Source organism: Thalassotalea sp. HSM 43, assembly GCF_004752005.1.
GTDB lineage: Bacteria > Pseudomonadota > Gammaproteobacteria > Enterobacterales > Alteromonadaceae > Thalassotalea_A.
In genome coordinates this window covers 1,857,264-1,874,369 of the sequence record NZ_CP038493.1, presented here as the reverse complement: position 1 = coordinate 1,874,369, position 17,106 = coordinate 1,857,264, and the positions used below count along the sequence as shown (strand labels likewise).

Sequence of the window (17,106 nt, the reverse complement as noted above, 5' to 3'; positions counted from 1 at the left end):
AAGTATGAGCTAATGAATAAAGAAAAACCGCAATTATCGTTTTGGCAGCTTTGGAATGTCAGTTTTGGCTTTCTAGGTGTGCAATTTGGTTTCGCCCTGCAAAACGCCAACGTTAGCCGTATCCTGTCGGATCTTGGTGCTGACCTGCATTCTCTGTCACTGTTTTGGTTAGTCGCGCCGATTATGGGCTTGATTGTTCAACCTATCGTCGGTGCCGCCTCGGATCGCACCTGGAATCGCGTCGGCCGTCGTAAGCCATATATTCTTGCCGGTGCAATATGTGCAGCATTAGGTATGATTTTGATGCCAAATGCGTCGATGGTGGTAGCCTTTATGGCGCCAATGTTGTTTGGTGCGCTAATCTTGGCGTTTATGGATGCGTCATTTAATTTGAGCTTCCAACCGTTCCGATCACTGGTATCGGATATGGTGCCTGCCAAACAACGTAACAAAGGTTACTCTATCCAAGCCTTACTGATTAACATTGGTGCGGTTATTGGTTCGATCTTACCGTTCGTTTTGACCAATGTTGTTGGCCTTGAAAACACCGCCGAAGTTGGTCAAGTTGCGCCATCGGTAACCTGGGCATTTTACATCGGTGCGACGGTATTACTTGGTTCGGTATTGTGGACCACGTTCCGTACCAAAGAGTATGAGCCAAAAGATTATTATGCGTATCGTGGTGAAGACCATGAGGCTGTGGCAAAAGAGCACGCTGAGAAAAAATCAATCGCTGAGCGTTTAGTCGGATTTTGGCAGTTAATGAAAACCATGCCAGATACCATGCGTCAATTGGCGGTGGTACAGTTCTTTTCTTGGTTTGCGTTGTTCATTATGTGGGTTTACTCGATGCCGGCGATCACTCAGTATATTTGGGGTGTCGAAGCAAAATGGTTTGACCCTGCCTATCTTGAGTCGGTCGGTAGCGTGCCACAACATATTGCCGCGGCGAAAGGCGCAGCCGGTGATTGGGTTGGTATTATCTTTGCCGCTTATTCTTTGTTTGCCGCGGTATTTTCCGTGGTGTTATCAAAGCTTGCTGACAAATTCGGTCGTAAATTGGTGTACTCAATGTCATTAATGGCCGGTGCCCTAGGATACTTTGGATTTATGGCGTTTGATAACCCGCAACCAGTGATGGTTGATTTACTGATCACCTCGGTTGAAGTGCCAGAAGCTGCGGTCAGCTTATTATTACCTATGATTGGTGTTGGTATTTCTTGGGCGGCTATCCTAGCAATGCCTTATGCGATTCTAGCCGGTTCTTTGCCTGCCAGTAAAACCGGTGTCTATATGGGGATTTTCAATTTCACCATCGCGGCACCGCAAATCGTTTCTGGTATCTTCTCCGGTTGGATTTTAAGCTCGGTGTTTGATAATGAAGCTATCTATATCATTATGTTGGCCGGTGTATCTATGGTGCTCGCATCATTGTCGGTATTCCTAGTAAAAGAACACGACGCAGAATAATACCCCCTTCCATTTTCAAGGGGTCAGAACAGATGAAATTTCAAGTGTTCTGACCCCTTGATATGTAAAGCTATACAATTGAATTTTTCTCAGTTACTATTTTCTCAGTTTGTAATTGCTGTAGATAATTCGTGAAATCAGGTTCCAAAGCTACTTCCTTTGATATTGCCTATCGTGCGGGTGTTTCCCAATCGACAGTTTCGCGCGCCTTGCGTAATAGTCCGCTGGTGAACGAGGAAACTCGACTAAAAATTCAAGCGATCGCCAAAGAGCTCAACTATAAAGTGGATAAAAACGCCAGTAGTTTGCGCTCACAGGAAAGCAAAACCCTTGCGTTGCTGTTGTTTGAAGACCCAACCTCAGACGATTCACAAATTAACCCCTTTTTCATGACCATGCTTGGCAGTATTACCCGTGCCTCAGCTCATCGTGGCTACGATTTATTGGTATCGTTTCAGCAGATGGATAGTGACTGGCATTCTGATTACGAAGACACCAATAAAGCCGATGGTATTATATTGCTTGGCTATGGTGATTACGTTGATTACAAGGAAAAGCTGGTACAGCTGCACGCGCAAGGTACGCATTTTGTGCGCTGGGGAGCCGAAGTAAAAGACATGAATATCGCCACCTTAGGTTGCGATAACGTGCATGGTGGCTATCAAGTTACTGAACACCTATTAAAACAAAATCGTAAAACCTGTGCGTTTGTTGGCACCGCATCGCGTCGTGCTCCGGAGTTTTTTGACCGTTACAAAGGTCATTGCCAAGCCCTTAGTGATGCTGGCATACAAGTAGACGCGGAACTGCAGCGTGATGCGATTTCGACCGAAGAAGCTGGCTTTGCGGCAACCATGGCGTTGTTAGAGTCGGATAAGTCGATTGATGCCTTGTTTGCTGCCAGTGACTTGATTGCCATTGGTGCTATCCGTGCGATTCGCGAAAAAGGTCTACAGGTGCCAGAAGATATTGCCGTCGCCGGTTTTGATGATATTGCCATTGCCCAGTTTACCAGACCAAGTTTAACCACCGCCAAACAAGACACCTTATTGGCTGGTGAAATGTTGGTGGACAATGTCTTAGGCTTGATCAACGGTCAACCACCGCAAACCACCCTGTTACCAAGTCAATTGGTGGTGCGCGATTCCTCGCTAGCGAAATAATCATCAAACATGTTTTGCTAATAACTGGCCAAGCTGTAACGGCTTGGCAAAAGTCTTTTTACAACTCGTTTACTTAACGGTTTTGTTCCCCTGTTTTCTCTGGTAGTCTTGATGCATAGTATTAAAAACTAGGTAGTTCATTAAAGACAATGCAATCTCGTTGGCATAATTATTTCGTATATGTTCTCGCGTTTTCCAGCGGCTTCTCGATCATGGGTATCGAGCTTCTTGGAGGTCGTATTCTTGCACCATATTTTGGTTCCAGCGTTCATGTTTGGGGCAGTATTATCACCGTGTTTATGTTGGCCTTATCATTAGGCTATTTGCTCGGTGGTCGACTGTCTTTGCATCAGCCTAACTTGAAAAAATATGGCACTATTTTTATCGCCGCAGGCGCGATGTTATTACCGCTGATAATGGCGGCATTGCCGATGTTGGAATGGGTATTTGATCGAATAGAAGACGCGCGTTATGGCTCGTTAATCGCTTCGACCTTATTATTTTTTATACCGACGGTGATTTTAGGCATGATATCGCCATATTCGGTACGCTTATTGGTCACCAATGAGCATGAAAGTGGCCAAGTCGCCGGTGTTCTGTATTTCGTGTCGACGTTAGGCTCTGCCTTAGGAACCTTGGCAACATCGTTTTATCTGGTGTTATGGTTTGAAGTAAACACCATTATAATCAGCTTCTGTTTATTGTTGGTGGCACTCGGTATTGCCGCCATTAGTCTGAATCATTTGGAAGGAAAAGATGCGCAAGTTCTTGTTAAAAACTAAATCTTTGGCCCTGCTGGTTTTCACCTTTATGGTGATCAGTAGCGCTCAAGCTAAGGTGATCAGCGAAGAGCGCTCTTTATATCGTAATATTTTGGTGGACGAGCAAGGCGATTTGCGTTGTTTAAAGTTTTCGGTAAAACGTAAAACCTCAAGCCAATCCTGTATCAATATGGCAAGCCCAGATACATTGGTGTTTGATTACACAAAATACATGATGGCAGCCTTGGTATTTCACCCTAATCCTAAGCGCGTGCTTATCATAGGATTAGGTGGCGGCACCTTGTCCAATACCTTGGCGCAAATGTATCCTGGTATCGTTATTGATAACGTTGAGATTGACCCTGCGGTGATCAAAGTTGCGCGCAAGTATTTTGATTTTAGAGAATCAGAGCAGGTAAAAAGCTACCCACAAGACGGCCGTATTTTTATCAAACGAGCGTTACGTAAAGAGCAGCAATATGATGTTGTTATCCTCGATGCGTTCAATGGTGAATACATCCCAGAACACCTGTTAACCAAAGAGTTTTTGCAGGAAACTCAAGGCGTGTTATCTGAAAATGGTGTGCTGATTGCCAACACCTTTTCATCAAGCAAGCTTTATGATCATGAAACCGCCACCTATCATGCAGTGTTTGGCAGTTTTTATGAAATCGAAAAAGGCTTTAAACGTGGCAATCGCGTGATTGTTGCCACCAATAACAGCAAATCGCGCGATGTCAGTAAAGCCATTGAGCAGCTAAAAATCTCGTTGCGCCCTTATGGCGTTGATATCAATACGGTATTGGCGTTAATGGAATTAAACGATGATGTCGATGAGGATGTCAGAGTACTGACCGACCAATATTCGCCAGCCAACCTGCTGTAAAATGAAATCCATATGGTTAGATTCTGGAGCACTCAGCTCTAGAATCTAAAACCACCACCTATGGTATAAATTTCGTAAGTTTCCCCTTCAATTTCAAATACTTTCACTTCTGAAGAGAATACATATTGTTCGTAGGTATATTGATACCCTACGCCGTAAAAAACATCGGTGCCTTGGTTGCTGTTGACACCAAAATTGGCTGGACCATAACCACGATTTGCCGCCACTTGACCACCGTTTAGTTGCGATTCTTCTATCTGCCAGCTATTTAGACCGACTTTGGCAAATATCGCTGATTTATTGGTCAGCGGTAAAATGCCTTTGATATTCAGTAATAACGCCGCCGATTCGGTGCCCTTGCGATAGTTGACTTCGCTGGCTTTATCGAGCACACCTTCTTGACCTTTGTGAGCCACATTTAGGTTAGCAAATTCAGCTTCCAAGCCGAAGTAAGGATTAAACTGTAACGCATCTAGCTCAATTTGATGCTCACTGCGTTTCGCTAGTTCAAACAGATTACTGCGCGATTCGATATAGGCAATTTGTGGTTCGAATGCTTGTGAGTACATTGATTCGATTGAGGTTTTTAATTTAGGCTTGATGGGCTTTTGGTTTTTTTTCGGCTCAGCTTTGCTTTTTGCTGACTGCGAAAATGATTCGTCTTCGACTATGTCGTCGATGACTTCTTCGATGTCTTCTTCGATATCTTCAATGGCTTCACCAAGATCAATCTCTTGCTCTGCCGATTGCTGTTGATACTGCCACCAAACTGCAGCACTGATTATTAATAGCAATAACAAAATCAGTACTTTTTTCATAGCCACCTCGATTTCTGACAATACATAGCAGATTATCATCCAGAATTATCAGCTTTTGCTATATTAATATCCAAGCATCAAAGGATCCTGATGCCCCTTAAACTTATAACAGGCTTTTTAACAACCGGTAAAGAAAATTTATAAATTAACTCTGTGAATTTTTGTAAGAGAGGTTATTTTGGCAAACAAAAACGATAACCAATTTGAGCAGGTATTAGCTGCCGCCAAGTCCGCTTATGACAATGCATACGCTCCCTACAGTAATTTCCAAGTTGGTGCTGCGGCGTTAACCTTTGGCGATAATATCGTCAGCGGTTGTAACGTTGAAAACGCATCCTATGGTTTGACGGTATGCGCTGAGCGAAATTGTTTGGCGCAAGCTATCGTTAATGGCGAACAACAATTTAAAACCATGGTGATCTTTACCAAAATGGCTAAATTAACCCCGCCTTGTGGCGCCTGTCGACAAGTCATCGCGGAATTTTTGCAACCCGATGCCAGTGTATTTGCCTGTAATCACTTGGGAGACAAAGTCGAGTGGCAGGTAAAGACCTTGCTGCCGGATGCGTTTACGCCAAAAAACCTAAATGATGATTAACCCAAACCTTGTTAAATAGAGAGACTGCACATGTTCATTCCCCAAGAGATTATTCGTGATAAACGTGATGGCAAAAACCTTGAACAGGAGCAAATCAAAGCCTTTGTTGATGGCCTAGCGAACGGCTCATTTAATGATGCTCAAGTTGGCGCTATGGCGATGGCGGTGATTTTAAAAGGCATGTCTGTTGAAGAGACGGTTAGCCTAACGCTAGCAATGAAAGACTCAGGGCAGGTATTTAATTGGGACCACCTTGATGGTCCTATCGTCGACAAACACTCTACCGGTGGGGTCGGTGATAAAGTTAGCTTTATGTTGGCGGCGATAGTGGCGGCCAATGGAGGCTATGTGCCGATGATCTCTGGCCGTGGTTTAGGTCATACCGGCGGTACTGTCGATAAGCTCGAATCGATTCCCGGCTTTGACGTGCAACCCAGCGAAGATAAGTTTCAGCAGTTAGTTAAAGAAGTCGGCGTGGCAATTATCGGCCAAACCAGCAACATCGCTCCCGCGGACAAACGTTTATATGGTATTCGCGACATCACCGCCACCGTCGATTCTATCCCGTTAATAACCGCTTCAATTCTTTCGAAGAAATTAGCCGCAGGGCTAGATACCTTGGTGATGGACGTCAAAGTTGGTAACGGCGCTATGATGCAAAGCATGGACGATGCCGTCGGCTTGGCTAGCAGTATTGTTAACGTTGCCAATGGCGCTGGGGTTAAAACCCAAGCGTTGATCACCGATATGAACCAAGTACTCGGGGTTAGTGCGGGTAATGCGGTGGAAATCGTCGAAACACTCGATTATTTAAGTGGCAAGTTTAGAGAGCCGCGGTTGCATGAAATCGTCAGCGCCTTAGCCGTCAGTATGTTGATTGATGGCAAATTGGCGAAACATCAAACCCAAGCTGAGCGTATGGTAGAAGATGTGCTTGGCAATGGTAAAGCGGCGGAAGTCTTTGCCAATATGATCACCGCCATGGGCGGTCCGGCCCATTTGTTTGAGCGCTATGAAAGCTATTTACCAAAAGCCAATGTGATTCAAGATATTGTCAGTCCTGGCGACGGTGTTATCGCCGGTATGCAAACTCGGGATATCGGTATGTTAGTGGTTGGTTTAGGTGGTGGCCGTGTCAGTAACGATCAGGATGTTGACCACAGTGTCGGTTTTGACCGTATTTTGCCAATTGGAACTAAGGTCAGTAAAGGCGATGTGTTGGCGCGTATTCATGCCAAAGATCAAGACTCCGCCAATAAGGCCAGTGCCGAATATATTCAGGCGCTGACCTTAGCGGATAAGTTTGAAGCGTTAAATCCAGTGATTTATAAAGTGATCAGCTGATCACTTTATCATTGGTGGGTAGCGCTTACAGGGCTAATTTGGCGGCGTGAATTAACAAATCAGGGTGTAAACGAGTTTTGTAATTTGGGTTGACGTACTGAAACTGAATAAGCCCAGTTTTGTCGATCACGTATACTGCCGGTGCTGGCAATACTAATCGTTCTTCACCCGCGGCGTTCTTTTGCAGTGGGTTCTTTAAATCCATTTTTGCTAGATAACGATCGGTGACTTTTTGCGAGGTAAAAAATGCCAGACCAAAGGCTTGGCTGACTTGTGAATCGAAATCCGACAGCAACTGATAGCTCAATTCTTGATCTTTTAGACTTTTTTGCAAATCTTCCGGGTTATCTGTGGAGATACCAATAAGTTGATAGCCCATATTTTTCAAATCATCACTAATGCCTTGCAATTGACCCATCTGCGTATTGCAGAATGGACACCAACCACCACGGTAGAAAAATAATATGGTTGGCTTGCCTGCTAATGTGTTCGCTAATGGCTGGCTGACGCCATCGATATTGGTGGCATTGACCTCGGGTATCATTTGTCCTGGTAGCAGTGGGCTAACCTGATCGGCACTTTCGGCAACGGATTTATTGGCCATTGCTGGCAGCGATACGGCAACCGTTACCGAGAAAAGCGCAGTGGTTAACATTTTTGTTAGTGTCATAATGGTGTTTTCCTTTTGTAATATTTGATTCAATAGACCCGATGACTGAGAATAAATTTCATAAAATCTGCTAAATGCAGCTCGCTTTTGCTATGATTCGCTAAATAAAGAATATTTCAGGAAATTCATGTCTTCTCTAGCTTCTGTTGTGATCTTTTTAACGGCAGCTGTAATTGCCGTGCCCATCTTTACCCGTTTTAAAATGGGCGCTATTCTAGGTTATCTCACCGCAGGCCTTATTATAGGTCCATCTGTTCTTGGTTTTATCAGTGATCCAGAAGATATTTTGCACTTCGCCGAGTTAGGCGTTGTTTTTCTGTTATTTATTATAGGTTTAGAGCTAGAGCCAGAAAAATTATTGCGTATGCGCAATAACATACTGTTTATTGGCGGCGGTCAACTGCTGTTATGTGCCCTGGCCATCGCCATTCCATTAGTTTTATTCGATTTTAGCTGGCAAGTGTCATTGGTGATGAGTCTAGCATTGGCGTTATCGTCGACGGCGTTTGCGATTGGCTTAATGGAAGAAAAGCACATCCTTAAATCGCCGCTAGGGCAAAAGGGCCTGTCGATATTGTTGATGCAGGACATTGCCGTTATTCCTATCTTGTTATTGGTGTCTAGCTTATCAGGCGCGACAGCGGCAGATGGTGCACCTTGGTGGGTTGGCATTTTAGCCATTGCCGGGGTGTTGTTATGTGGTCGCTATTTGATCAACCCGATATTAAGCCTGATGTCGCGTTATGGCAGCTCTGAAGTTATGACGGCGTCTGCGTTGTTGATCGTTATTGCCACCGCGATGCTGATGCAAATGGCCGAGTTATCCATGGGCTTGGGTGCCTTTTTAGCCGGTGTGTTATTGGCCAACTCAAGTTTTAGACATCAACTGGAAGTTGAAATCGCGCCATTTAAGGGCTTGTTGCTGGGCCTATTCTTTATTGCCATTGGCATGAATATGGACTTAAAGCTGTTCGCGAGTAATCCGTATATTGTGCCTATGGCGGTTGCTTTGGTTGCAGCAAAAGCCTTGATTATTTATTTTCTGGTGCGTGCCAACCAGTCAGCCGACAGTCATCCGATAAGACTCGCTTTGATGTTATCGCAAGGCGGTGAGTTTGCCTTCGTTATCTTTAGTGTCGCCTTAGCCGATGGCTTATTGCCAGAGCGTCTCACCGACCAAGCGACCTTGGTGGTGGGTATCTCAATGGCCTTAACGTCACCGTTGGTGATGATATATGAATACCTACAACGCAAAAAACATCAGGCTCCAGCTTATGATGATGAGCGTGAAGAATCTGAACCCGAGGTGATCATTGCCGGTTTTGGCCGTTTTGGTCAGATCGCGGGTCGTATCCTGTCTGCCAATCACATTCGTTTTACCGCCTTAGATAATAACGCTGAGCATATTGAATTTGTTAAGCAGTTTGGCAATAAGGTGTTTTATGGTGATGCGACGCAATTAAAATTGCTTAGGGCCGCTGGCGTTGATCACGCGCGAGTCATGTTTATTGCCGCCGATTCGGATAAACACGGATTGGCCATTGCCAAAGTGGTGAAAGAGCATTATCCGCATATTCGTATTATCGCTCGAGCCAAAAGTCGTTTAAGTGTCTTACAGTTTCGTGATCTGAATGTGTATACCAGTGTTCGCGAAATGTTTGACAGTTCCTTGTATGCGGCTAAATTGTTATTACAAGAGTATGGTTTTGATGAAGCGCGAGCAGAAAACATGGTGCAAGTGTTTAAAGTTCATGATGAAGAGCTGTTGGATAAGGCTTATCATAAGCAACACTATGATTTACAAGAAGTTATTAAGATGTCGAAGCAAAGCCGAGCCGAGCTTGAGACCTTATTTAAAATTGACCACGAGCAGGACACTTAATGGCCAAGAACGTCAGTGACAAGATACTGATCAGCAGTTGCCTGTTGGGCAACCCTGTGCGCTATGACGGACAAAGCAAAGGCCTGCGTCATCCACAGATTAACTTGTGGCAGCAACAACAACGATTAGTGGTCATTTGCCCAGAACAGGCCGGTGGTTTGCCTACGCCAAGACCAAGAGCAGAGCAAAAAGATGGCCATGTCATGAATGAATTTGGCGATGATGTGACACAGGCATTTGAGCGCGGTGCACACGTCGCGCTGGCGTTATGTGAGCAGCACAATATTGGTTATGCTTTGCTTAAAGAATTCAGCCCGTCTTGTGGTTCGCAACAGATTTACGATGGTAGTTTTTCTGGGCAGCGTATTAATGGTATGGGCGAAACCGCGAAATTACTTAATGCTAATGGCATCCGTGTCTATAGCGAGTTAACCCTAGAACAAATGATTTCAGATATAGAACAAAGACTTAATGAGAAAAACAATGATTAAAAACCGTTGGTTACCGCTATTATTTTCAACCTTATTATTTTCCTGTGCGCAATTGGACAACAGCGAGCAATACTCGGCGGACGCTGAATTACGCCAATTAATCGATGAGGAACAGGTGTTTCGCGACAGCAATAACCCGTTTATCAAAGAAAATAACATTCTCTATTACGATTTGTCGGCAGAAACCTTGGCAAGTCATAACGCCATTTTAGAATCAATCTATCAGCGATTGATGGAAATTGATGTCGCCACCTTGTCAGGCGAGCAACAAATTAATCACTCGATTTTGGCCTATCGTATAAAAAATGACATCGATTCTTATGATAATTTTGATCATTATTTACCGATCACTGCCGAAGCCGGATTCCACGCCTATTTAACCTTTATGGTATCGAGTTCAAGTTTTAAAACGGCAGAAGATTATCAGTTATATATCGATCGTCTCAATGCCTTGCCTCGATATTTTGATCAGCAAATCTATTGGATGCAGCAGGGCCTTAAAAGCGGAATCACTCAACCGCAAGTGGTGTTAAAGGGCTTTGAAGACTCGATCAGTGCCTTTATTGTTAGCGACCCTAGCAAAAGCCAATTTTATCGACCATTTACACAAATGCCAGCGTATATCGATGTCGCTGAGCAGCAGCAACTGCAAAAGCAGGCGCAACAGGCCATCAGTGTGTCGGTAACGACCTCGTATCAAAAGTTTTATGACTTCATGGTCAATGAGTATATTCCAGGGGCAAGACAGACTATTGCCGCTAAAGACTGGCCTAACGGTGAAGCCATTTATAAAAATCGCGTTAAGCACTACACCACCTTGGATTTAAGCGTTGATGAAATCCACCAGATAGGTTTGGACGAAGTGGCGCGTATCCGTGGTGAGATGGAAGCGATTATTGCCAGCGTTGGTTTTGACGGCAGCTTTGCCGATTTTGTTGAATTTTTACGTACCGATCCGCAATTTTATGCGACAACACCAGAGCAACTGTTAAAAGAAGCGTCTTTTATTGCTAAAAAGGCTGATGCAAAATTACCCGGCCTATTTAAAACCCTGCCACGCACTCCGTACGGTGTGATTGAAGTGCCAGCGTCCATTGCCCCTAAATACACCACCGGTCGTTACTCAGGCCCTAGCCGTGATGATCAGGCGGGTAATTACTGGGTAAATACCTACGCTCTTGATCGTCGGCCTTTGTATGTATTGGAAGCGTTAACCTTACACGAAGCGGTTCCAGGGCATCATTTGCAAGGCTCGATTGCCCGTGAAATGGAGAACGTACCGCAATTTCGTCGTCAGACGTATATCTCCGCGTTTGGTGAAGGTTGGGGTCTGTACAGTGAATACCTAGGTACCGAAATGGGCTTCTACCAAGATCCGTATTCAGACTTTGGCCGCCTGACATATGAAATGTGGCGAGCAGTGCGTCTGGTGGTTGATACTGGCATGCATATGAAAGGCTGGACTCGACAACAGGCGATGGACTATTTAGCCAGCAACTCTGCCTTGTCATTACATAATGTGAAGACTGAAATCGATCGCTATATCAGCTGGCCAGGGCAAGCGCTTTCGTACAAATTGGGTGAGATCACCATCAAGAAATTGCGTTTTAAAGCGGAGCAAGAGCTAGGCAGTCATTTTGACTTACGTGATTTTCATGACCGTATTTTAGAAAATGGTTCTATTCCACTGTCATTGCTGGAACAACGTATTAATGATTATATTGCTGAGCAAAAGCAAGCGCTAATGGTGCAATAAGGCAATGTGTTAATTGTGTGTTTTGTTGGAAACGATGAAGAAATTCAGAAAAGAAGACAAGGCACGCAAAGATACGATCAACAACAACTAAGAGTGCAAAGCAAGGTAAGCCCCCACTGTACCTTAGTCGGCAGTCCCGCTGTCATCATCATTAACTCTTGCGAGAAATGATCTAAGACCGGTAACTTTGCGTCCCTAGCTTTCACTAGGTTTGCCTTGGACGAGCTAGGTAAGTAGCCCTATGTGTGATTATAGCCAAAAAGTTCCCGCTGTAAATAAAATATTAAAAAAATGTGGTAAAATTTTACTATTATCGTCTAAAAGGCATGATTTTTAAGGGAATTATCAACAGTTATGAGTCAAGTTTTAAACGAATTACTCGGTTTACTTAAGTTGCAGACATTGGATGACAACCTATTTGTTGGTCAAAGTCAGGACTTAGGCTTTCGTGCCTTATTTGGTGGTCAAGTTATTGGGCAGGCGCTGTCTGCGGCTAGGCAAACCGTGGCAAAAGAGCGTTCTTTGCATTCTTTTCACTCCTACTTTTTATTGCCAGGGGATGCCAAAAAGCCAGTCATTTATATGGTAGAGATTAGTCGCGATGGCAGAAGTTTTTCGACTCGCCGAGTGCAAGCGATGCAAAACGGTAAAGTTATTTTTAACTTAATGGCGTCGTTTCAAATTGTCGAAGACGGTTTTGAGCACCAAGATGAGATGCCCGATGTCCCTGGTCCTGATGGCCTGATGAGCATTTACGACTTGCAGCTTAAACATAAAGATAAAATCCCAGAAGCAATGCATGCCACCATATTTGCTGAGCGACCTATCGAATTTCGACCCGTTAAAGAGTATGACTGGCTCAACCCGCAAAAATCCGAACCTTGGAATCAAGTATGGATGCGTGCCAAAGGTGATATGCCTGATGATTTAGGTATCCACAAATACGTGCTCGGTTATGCCTCGGATTATAATTTCCTGCCAACCGCGGTGCACCCACATGGTCGCAGTGTTTGGTCGAAAAACTTTCAAATCGCCACCATAGATCACGCCATGTGGTTTCATCGTCCATTTCGCTTTGACGATTGGTTGTTGTATGACATTGATAGCCCATCGGCAAGCGGCGGTCGCGGTCTGGTCAGAGGCAAGATTTTTAATCGCGATGGTCAGTTGGTGGCATCGACCATTCAAGAAGGGGTTATTCGCCAGCGCTAATTAACGCTTGTGGCATACACACCTGAATTGATGTAATAAAAAACGGGGCTAGCAGATAACTGTTAGCCCCGTTGTTATATCTATCGCCTGGTTAGCTTTTCGCTTGCCTGTCATGCCAATCAAAACCGGTAGGTGCTTGAAACAGTCGCAATTCAAATAGCGGTGCGATGGCCATCAAATGGTCAAAAATATCTGCCTGTAAATTTTCATAATTTACCCAGACAATGTCATTGGAGAAGAAATACACTTCCAATGCCACACCCAGCTCAGTTGGTTCAAGTTGGCGAACCATGCAGGTCATGTTGTTGTGAACATTGGGATGATGACGCAAATATTCGGTGATATAGGCTCTAAATGTGCCAATATTTGTTAATCGTCGGCTATTTGGGTTGCTTAAATCGTTAATGCCTTTTTGCTGATGATATTCACTTATCTGGTTTTGCTTTAACTGCAGGTATTGATTTAAAAACTCAAACTGCGACAGTTTGTCGATCAGCTCATCACTGCAAAAGCTGATGCTGTTCATATCGATGCGAATGCTGCGCTTTATGCGACGGCCTCCAGATTTGGTCATGCCACGCCAGTTTTTAAACGACTCGCTGATCAATGCGTAGGTTGGGATGGTGGTGATGGTGTTATCCCAGTTTTTGACCTTCACGGTATTCAGCGCAATTTCTAAAACATCACCGTCGGCGCCATATTGTGGCATTGAAATCCAATCACCCGGCGCCACCATGCGATTGGCAGAGATTTGAATACTGGCAACCAAGCCTTTGATGGTGTCTTGAAACACCAATAACAATACCGCGGTTAATGCACCTAAACCACTTAGCAGTATGACCGGCGATTTATCGATGGCGATGGAGACAGCGAGGATCACCGCGACCATGTATATCGCCAATTTCATTAATTGAATGGTGGCATTAAGCGGCAGATACTTCTCTTTACTTTGTTCTTCAAACAGGCTGTAGATAACATTGAGGATGGCGCTAAAACAGCGGGCTACCTGAATGGCGATTAGCACTTTGACAAACAAATCTAATGCCGACATTAACCTTGGATTTTCGCCAATAAAAAAGCCGCTGGCGCCAAGCATGATAACCAGAGGAACCAACCAAGCAAAACGACTAAACACACTGTGCTCGACCAGCAAGTCATCCCATTCATTGCGGGTTTTGCTGACCAAGCGATGTACCAGTGCCAATACTTGGTTTTTAGCGATATAAAAGCTGAACCAGCACACCATGAGCAACAAGAAAAAGCCAATTGCGGCGGAGACAGACGGAACCATTCTGGCGGATAAGCCAGTTAACGATAGATAATGTTGGATAAGTTCAGACATATTTTTAGTTTATTAGCCGTTTTCCAATAGGTTAACTCTGTCGCATGCAAACGGCAACACCTTTACTTTCAGACGAAAGGAATAAGAAAACACAAGTAATTATAAGTGTTTACTAAAAGGTTGTTGCTTAATTGAACGGTTTCTGGTTTCTTTAGGTAATAGCGAGTGGGTAACAATCCTGGCCGGGTAGCGATTGCGAATCCGGCATCTGTCGTTGCCATAAAGTTGTTGTCAAAAGGTTGTCGCCATATTCGGCGCAATCAGTCATGAGTCAAAACAAGATAACCTAATTAAGGACATAAAGATGAAGCGGGTGGTGGTAAAAGTGGGAAGTGCGTTAATCGCACCAGATGGCAAGGGTTGTAATTCTCGCCATATGCTGCCCATTGCCCAGTTTATTCGTGAATTTCAGCAGCAAGGTATTGAAGTAGTGTTGGTATCGTCTGGCGCAGTGGCAGCAGGGCGTATCCATATTGCCCACGGCAGTGCCAATCCTTCGATTGCCGCAAAACAAGCGATGGCATCGGTTGGTCAGTCACAATTGATGGCGCAGTGGCAGCGATTTTTTGACGGGCCATGTTCACAGTTGTTGATCACTCATGGCGATCTAAAAGACCGTGCGCGTTATATCAATATTAAGAATACCCTGCGTTTGTTGCTGGAAAATAACATCCTGCCTATCGTCAATGAAAATGACACCGTCGCCACACAAGAGCTGAAAGTAGGCGATAATGATAATTTAGCGGCCTTGGTTGCTATGGTGTGTGATGCCGACGCGTTATTGATTTTAAGTGATGTTAATGGCGTTTATGATGCCGATCCACGCAGCAATAAAGAGGCGCAATTGATCAGTCAAATTGACCATATCGATGATGCGGTATTTGCCATGGCTGGCGGCACACGTAATCACCTTGCTACTGGCGGTATGCGCACCAAAATTGAAGCGGCACAAAAAGCCTGTGAACACGGTATTCATACCTACATCATTAATGGCTCTGACAGTGACAGTTTTAAAGCGTTTTTAGCGGCGCAAAATCCCGGTACCCATTTTGTTGCCAACCGCAGCTTGAAGAAAGCGAAAAAGCACTGGCTTAAACATACCTTGCTCAGTCAGGGTTCCGTTGTTATCGACAAAGGGGCGATAACCGCCTTGCTTGAACGTGGCGCCTCATTGCTCGCCAGTGGTATCAAGGAGATTTACGGGGATTTTATCAAAGGTGAAACGGTCAACATCACGGCGCATTGTGGCACACGCATATTAGCCAAAGGCATTGTCCAATACAGCAGTAACGAACTGCAACGCATTATGGGTAAAAACTCAGCGCAAATCGTTGAAATATTAGGGTTTTGCCCATCGGTTGAAGTGATACATCGTGACGATATGGTGCTATTGGTTGAAGAAGTAGAAGAGGACTAAGCATGACAGATTTTAATATTGAGCAAGCAGCTCAACAGGCTCGTTTAGCCTCATTACAGATTGCTAAACTCAGCACAGACCGGAAAAACCAATTGTTAACCTTGATGGCCGATACCATTGCTGCCAACAAAGGCAAAATACTTGATGCGAACGGCAAAGACATTGCCGCAGGGCGCAGTAAAGGCTTATCCGAGGCAATGTTAGATCGTTTGTTGTTAACCAACGAGCGCATCGACGGTATTCGCGCGGCGATTATCGATATCGTTAATTTGGCCGATCCCGTCGGCAATAAGTCGGCGGTCACCAGGCGCCCAAATGGTATCGAAGTAAGCAAAATGCGTATTCCATTAGGCGTGGTGGCGATGATCTATGAAGCTCGCCCTAATGTCACCGCTGAGGCGGCGGCGTTGTGCATAAAATCTGGTAACGCGGTGATTCTGCGTGGTGGCTCTGAGGCATTGCACTCGAATTTGGCCATCGCCGAATTGTTGCATCAAAGCTTACAACAGTGTCAATTAAGCGCGGACATTGCCACCGTCATTCCTGATCCATCGCGACAAGTGATCAATGAGATGTTGACCTTAAATCAGTACATCGATTTGGTGATCCCGCGCGGCGGCGAAGGCTTAATTCGTTTTGTCAGCGACAACTCGCGCATCCCGGTGATTCAACATTTTAAAGGGGTTTGCCACCTATACATTGATAAATACGCCGACTTGGATAAAGCGGTTAATATTCTCGTTAATGGCAAAACCCAACGACCTAGCGCCTGTAATGCCATTGAAACGGTGTTGGTTCATAAAGATATCGCCGCTGAGTTTCTGCCCCTTGCCAATACGGCGTTAAAACCGTTTGCGGTCAGTGTGCACGCCTGTGCTGACAGTATCGATTATTTTCAGCATGCCAGCCTTGCCAGTGACGCCGACTATGCCGCAGAGTATTTAGCGCAAGAAGTGGCGGTTAAACAGGTAGATAGTTTTGCTGCGGCAATTGCTCACATTGAGCGTTTTTCATCGGATCATACTGAGGTGATTGTTAGCCAAGATTATTCTCGCACTAATGCCTTTGTTAGTGCGGTAAATTCTTCGGTGGTGATGGTTAATGCCTCATCGCGTTTTTCCGATGGCGGTGAGCTTGGATTGGGCTCTGAGATTGGTATTTCCACCAGTAAATTACATGCTTATGGGCCAATGGGATTACAAGCATTGACCACACAAAAGTTTGTGGTTTTAGGCGATGGTCAGGTACGACCGTAATCTAGCGTGCTTTATATACCTAGCTTATATCTGAGGCGAA

The 17,106-nt window shown here is 44.8% G+C and carries 15 protein-coding genes and 1 riboswitch; of the genes, 12 read left to right on the top strand and 3 right to left on the bottom strand.

Annotation, left to right across the window (positions count from 1 at the left end; genetic code table 11):
- Positions 1 to 12 precede the first annotated feature (12 nt).
- The 4 genes from E2K93_RS07960 (at position 13) to E2K93_RS07945 (ending at position 4,280) form a co-directional block, all read left to right on the top strand.
- Entirely contained in the window at positions 13 to 1,470 is a 1,458-nt protein-coding gene (locus E2K93_RS07960) for an MFS transporter (protein WP_135438590.1), read from the top strand.
- A 131-nt stretch (positions 1,471 to 1,601) separates the two neighbouring features.
- Entirely contained in the window at positions 1,602 to 2,633 is a 1,032-nt protein-coding gene (locus E2K93_RS07955) for a LacI family DNA-binding transcriptional regulator (protein WP_135438589.1), read from the top strand.
- A gap of 149 nt (positions 2,634 to 2,782) precedes the next feature.
- On the top strand, positions 2,783 to 3,415 hold the full coding sequence (locus E2K93_RS07950) for a fused MFS/spermidine synthase (protein WP_135438588.1): 633 nt from the start codon (positions 2,783 to 2,785) through the stop codon (positions 3,413 to 3,415).
- A complete protein-coding gene (locus E2K93_RS07945) occupies positions 3,402 to 4,280 on the top strand; it encodes a spermidine synthase (RefSeq protein ID WP_416316109.1) in 879 nt (292 codons plus the stop codon). Before E2K93_RS07950 ends, E2K93_RS07945 begins: the two co-directional genes overlap by 14 nt.
- Before the next feature lie 38 nt (positions 4,281 to 4,318).
- Here the strand turns inward: E2K93_RS07945 and E2K93_RS07940 are convergent, their stop codons facing one another.
- Positions 4,319 to 5,098, bottom strand: coding sequence for a hypothetical protein (locus E2K93_RS07940; RefSeq protein ID WP_135438586.1), 780 nt, complete (start codon positions 5,096 to 5,098; stop codon positions 4,319 to 4,321).
- A 178-nt stretch (positions 5,099 to 5,276) separates the two neighbouring features.
- On the opposite strand from E2K93_RS07940, the gene E2K93_RS07935 reads away from it, so the two are divergent.
- Positions 5,277 to 5,696 (top strand): cytidine deaminase, encoded by a 420-nt coding sequence (locus E2K93_RS07935; protein ID WP_135438585.1) that lies wholly within the window; start codon positions 5,277 to 5,279, stop codon positions 5,694 to 5,696.
- A 30-nt stretch (positions 5,697 to 5,726) separates the two neighbouring features.
- Positions 5,727 to 7,040 (top strand): thymidine phosphorylase, encoded by a 1,314-nt coding sequence (gene deoA, locus E2K93_RS07930; RefSeq protein ID WP_135438584.1) that lies wholly within the window; start codon positions 5,727 to 5,729, stop codon positions 7,038 to 7,040.
- A gap of 25 nt (positions 7,041 to 7,065) precedes the next feature.
- Here the strand turns inward: deoA and E2K93_RS07925 are convergent, their stop codons facing one another.
- Positions 7,066 to 7,710: a peroxiredoxin-like family protein gene (locus tag E2K93_RS07925; protein WP_228445557.1), complete on the bottom strand. Its 645-nt coding sequence runs from the start codon at positions 7,708 to 7,710 to the stop codon at positions 7,066 to 7,068.
- 127 nt (positions 7,711 to 7,837) lie between these two features.
- Between E2K93_RS07925 and E2K93_RS07920 the strand changes: the two genes are divergently transcribed.
- The 4 genes from E2K93_RS07920 to tesB all read left to right on the top strand — a co-directional run bounded on the left by E2K93_RS07920 (position 7,838) and on the right by tesB (position 13,051).
- Positions 7,838 to 9,592, top strand: coding sequence for a monovalent cation:proton antiporter-2 (CPA2) family protein (locus tag E2K93_RS07920; protein WP_135438583.1), 1,755 nt, complete (start codon positions 7,838 to 7,840; stop codon positions 9,590 to 9,592).
- Entirely contained in the window at positions 9,592 to 10,083 is a 492-nt protein-coding gene (locus E2K93_RS07915) for a DUF523 domain-containing protein (RefSeq protein WP_135438582.1), read from the top strand. The genes E2K93_RS07920 and E2K93_RS07915 overlap by 1 nt, the downstream gene beginning before the upstream one ends.
- Positions 10,064 to 11,839: a DUF885 domain-containing protein gene (locus tag E2K93_RS07910; RefSeq protein ID WP_189637890.1), complete on the top strand. Its 1,776-nt coding sequence runs from the start codon at positions 10,064 to 10,066 to the stop codon at positions 11,837 to 11,839. Before E2K93_RS07915 ends, E2K93_RS07910 begins: the two co-directional genes overlap by 20 nt.
- A gap of 126 nt (positions 11,840 to 11,965) precedes the next feature.
- Positions 11,966 to 12,065, bottom strand: a riboswitch (cyclic di-GMP riboswitch).
- Positions 12,066 to 12,193: 128 nt separating this feature from the next.
- On the top strand, positions 12,194 to 13,051 hold the full coding sequence (gene tesB, locus E2K93_RS07905) for an acyl-CoA thioesterase II (RefSeq protein ID WP_135438580.1): 858 nt from the start codon (positions 12,194 to 12,196) through the stop codon (positions 13,049 to 13,051).
- 91 nt (positions 13,052 to 13,142) lie between these two features.
- Here the strand turns inward: tesB and E2K93_RS07900 are convergent, their stop codons facing one another.
- Entirely contained in the window at positions 13,143 to 14,393 is a 1,251-nt protein-coding gene (locus E2K93_RS07900) for a mechanosensitive ion channel family protein (RefSeq protein WP_135438579.1), read from the bottom strand.
- 289 nt (positions 14,394 to 14,682) lie between these two features.
- On the opposite strand from E2K93_RS07900, the gene proB reads away from it, so the two are divergent.
- Positions 14,683 to 15,810, top strand: coding sequence for a glutamate 5-kinase (proB, locus tag E2K93_RS07895; protein WP_416316108.1), 1,128 nt, complete (start codon positions 14,683 to 14,685; stop codon positions 15,808 to 15,810).
- A 2-nt stretch (positions 15,811 to 15,812) separates the two neighbouring features.
- Positions 15,813 to 17,066 carry a glutamate-5-semialdehyde dehydrogenase gene (locus tag E2K93_RS07890; RefSeq protein WP_135438577.1) on the top strand — a complete coding sequence of 418 codons (1,254 nt, stop codon included), beginning with the start codon at positions 15,813 to 15,815 and terminating at the stop codon, positions 17,064 to 17,066.
- Positions 17,067 to 17,106: the final 40 nt, after the last annotated feature.

Excerpts from the sequence above, each read along its gene's own strand:
- E2K93_RS07940 (WP_135438586.1), bottom strand. The coding sequence starts at position 5,098 with ATGAAAAAAGTACTGATTTTGTTATTGCTATTAATAATCAGTGCTGCA.
- E2K93_RS07890 (WP_135438577.1), top strand. The coding sequence starts at position 15,813 with ATGACAGATTTTAATATTGAGCAAGCAGCTCAACAGGCTCGTTTAGCC.
- E2K93_RS07910 (WP_189637890.1), top strand. The coding sequence starts at position 10,064 with ATGAGAAAAACAATGATTAAAAACCGTTGGTTACCGCTATTATTTTCA.
- E2K93_RS07920 (WP_135438583.1), top strand. The coding sequence starts at position 7,838 with ATGTCTTCTCTAGCTTCTGTTGTGATCTTTTTAACGGCAGCTGTAATT.
- deoA (WP_135438584.1), top strand. The coding sequence starts at position 5,727 with ATGTTCATTCCCCAAGAGATTATTCGTGATAAACGTGATGGCAAAAAC.
- E2K93_RS07915 (WP_135438582.1), top strand. The coding sequence starts at position 9,592 with ATGGCCAAGAACGTCAGTGACAAGATACTGATCAGCAGTTGCCTGTTG.
- E2K93_RS07925 (WP_228445557.1), bottom strand. The coding sequence starts at position 7,710 with ATGACACTAACAAAAATGTTAACCACTGCGCTTTTCTCGGTAACGGTT.
- E2K93_RS07960 (WP_135438590.1), top strand. The coding sequence starts at position 13 with ATGAATAAAGAAAAACCGCAATTATCGTTTTGGCAGCTTTGGAATGTC.
- tesB (WP_135438580.1), top strand. The coding sequence starts at position 12,194 with ATGAGTCAAGTTTTAAACGAATTACTCGGTTTACTTAAGTTGCAGACA.
- E2K93_RS07950 (WP_135438588.1), top strand. The coding sequence starts at position 2,783 with ATGCAATCTCGTTGGCATAATTATTTCGTATATGTTCTCGCGTTTTCC.
- E2K93_RS07900 (WP_135438579.1), bottom strand. The coding sequence starts at position 14,393 with ATGTCTGAACTTATCCAACATTATCTATCGTTAACTGGCTTATCCGCC.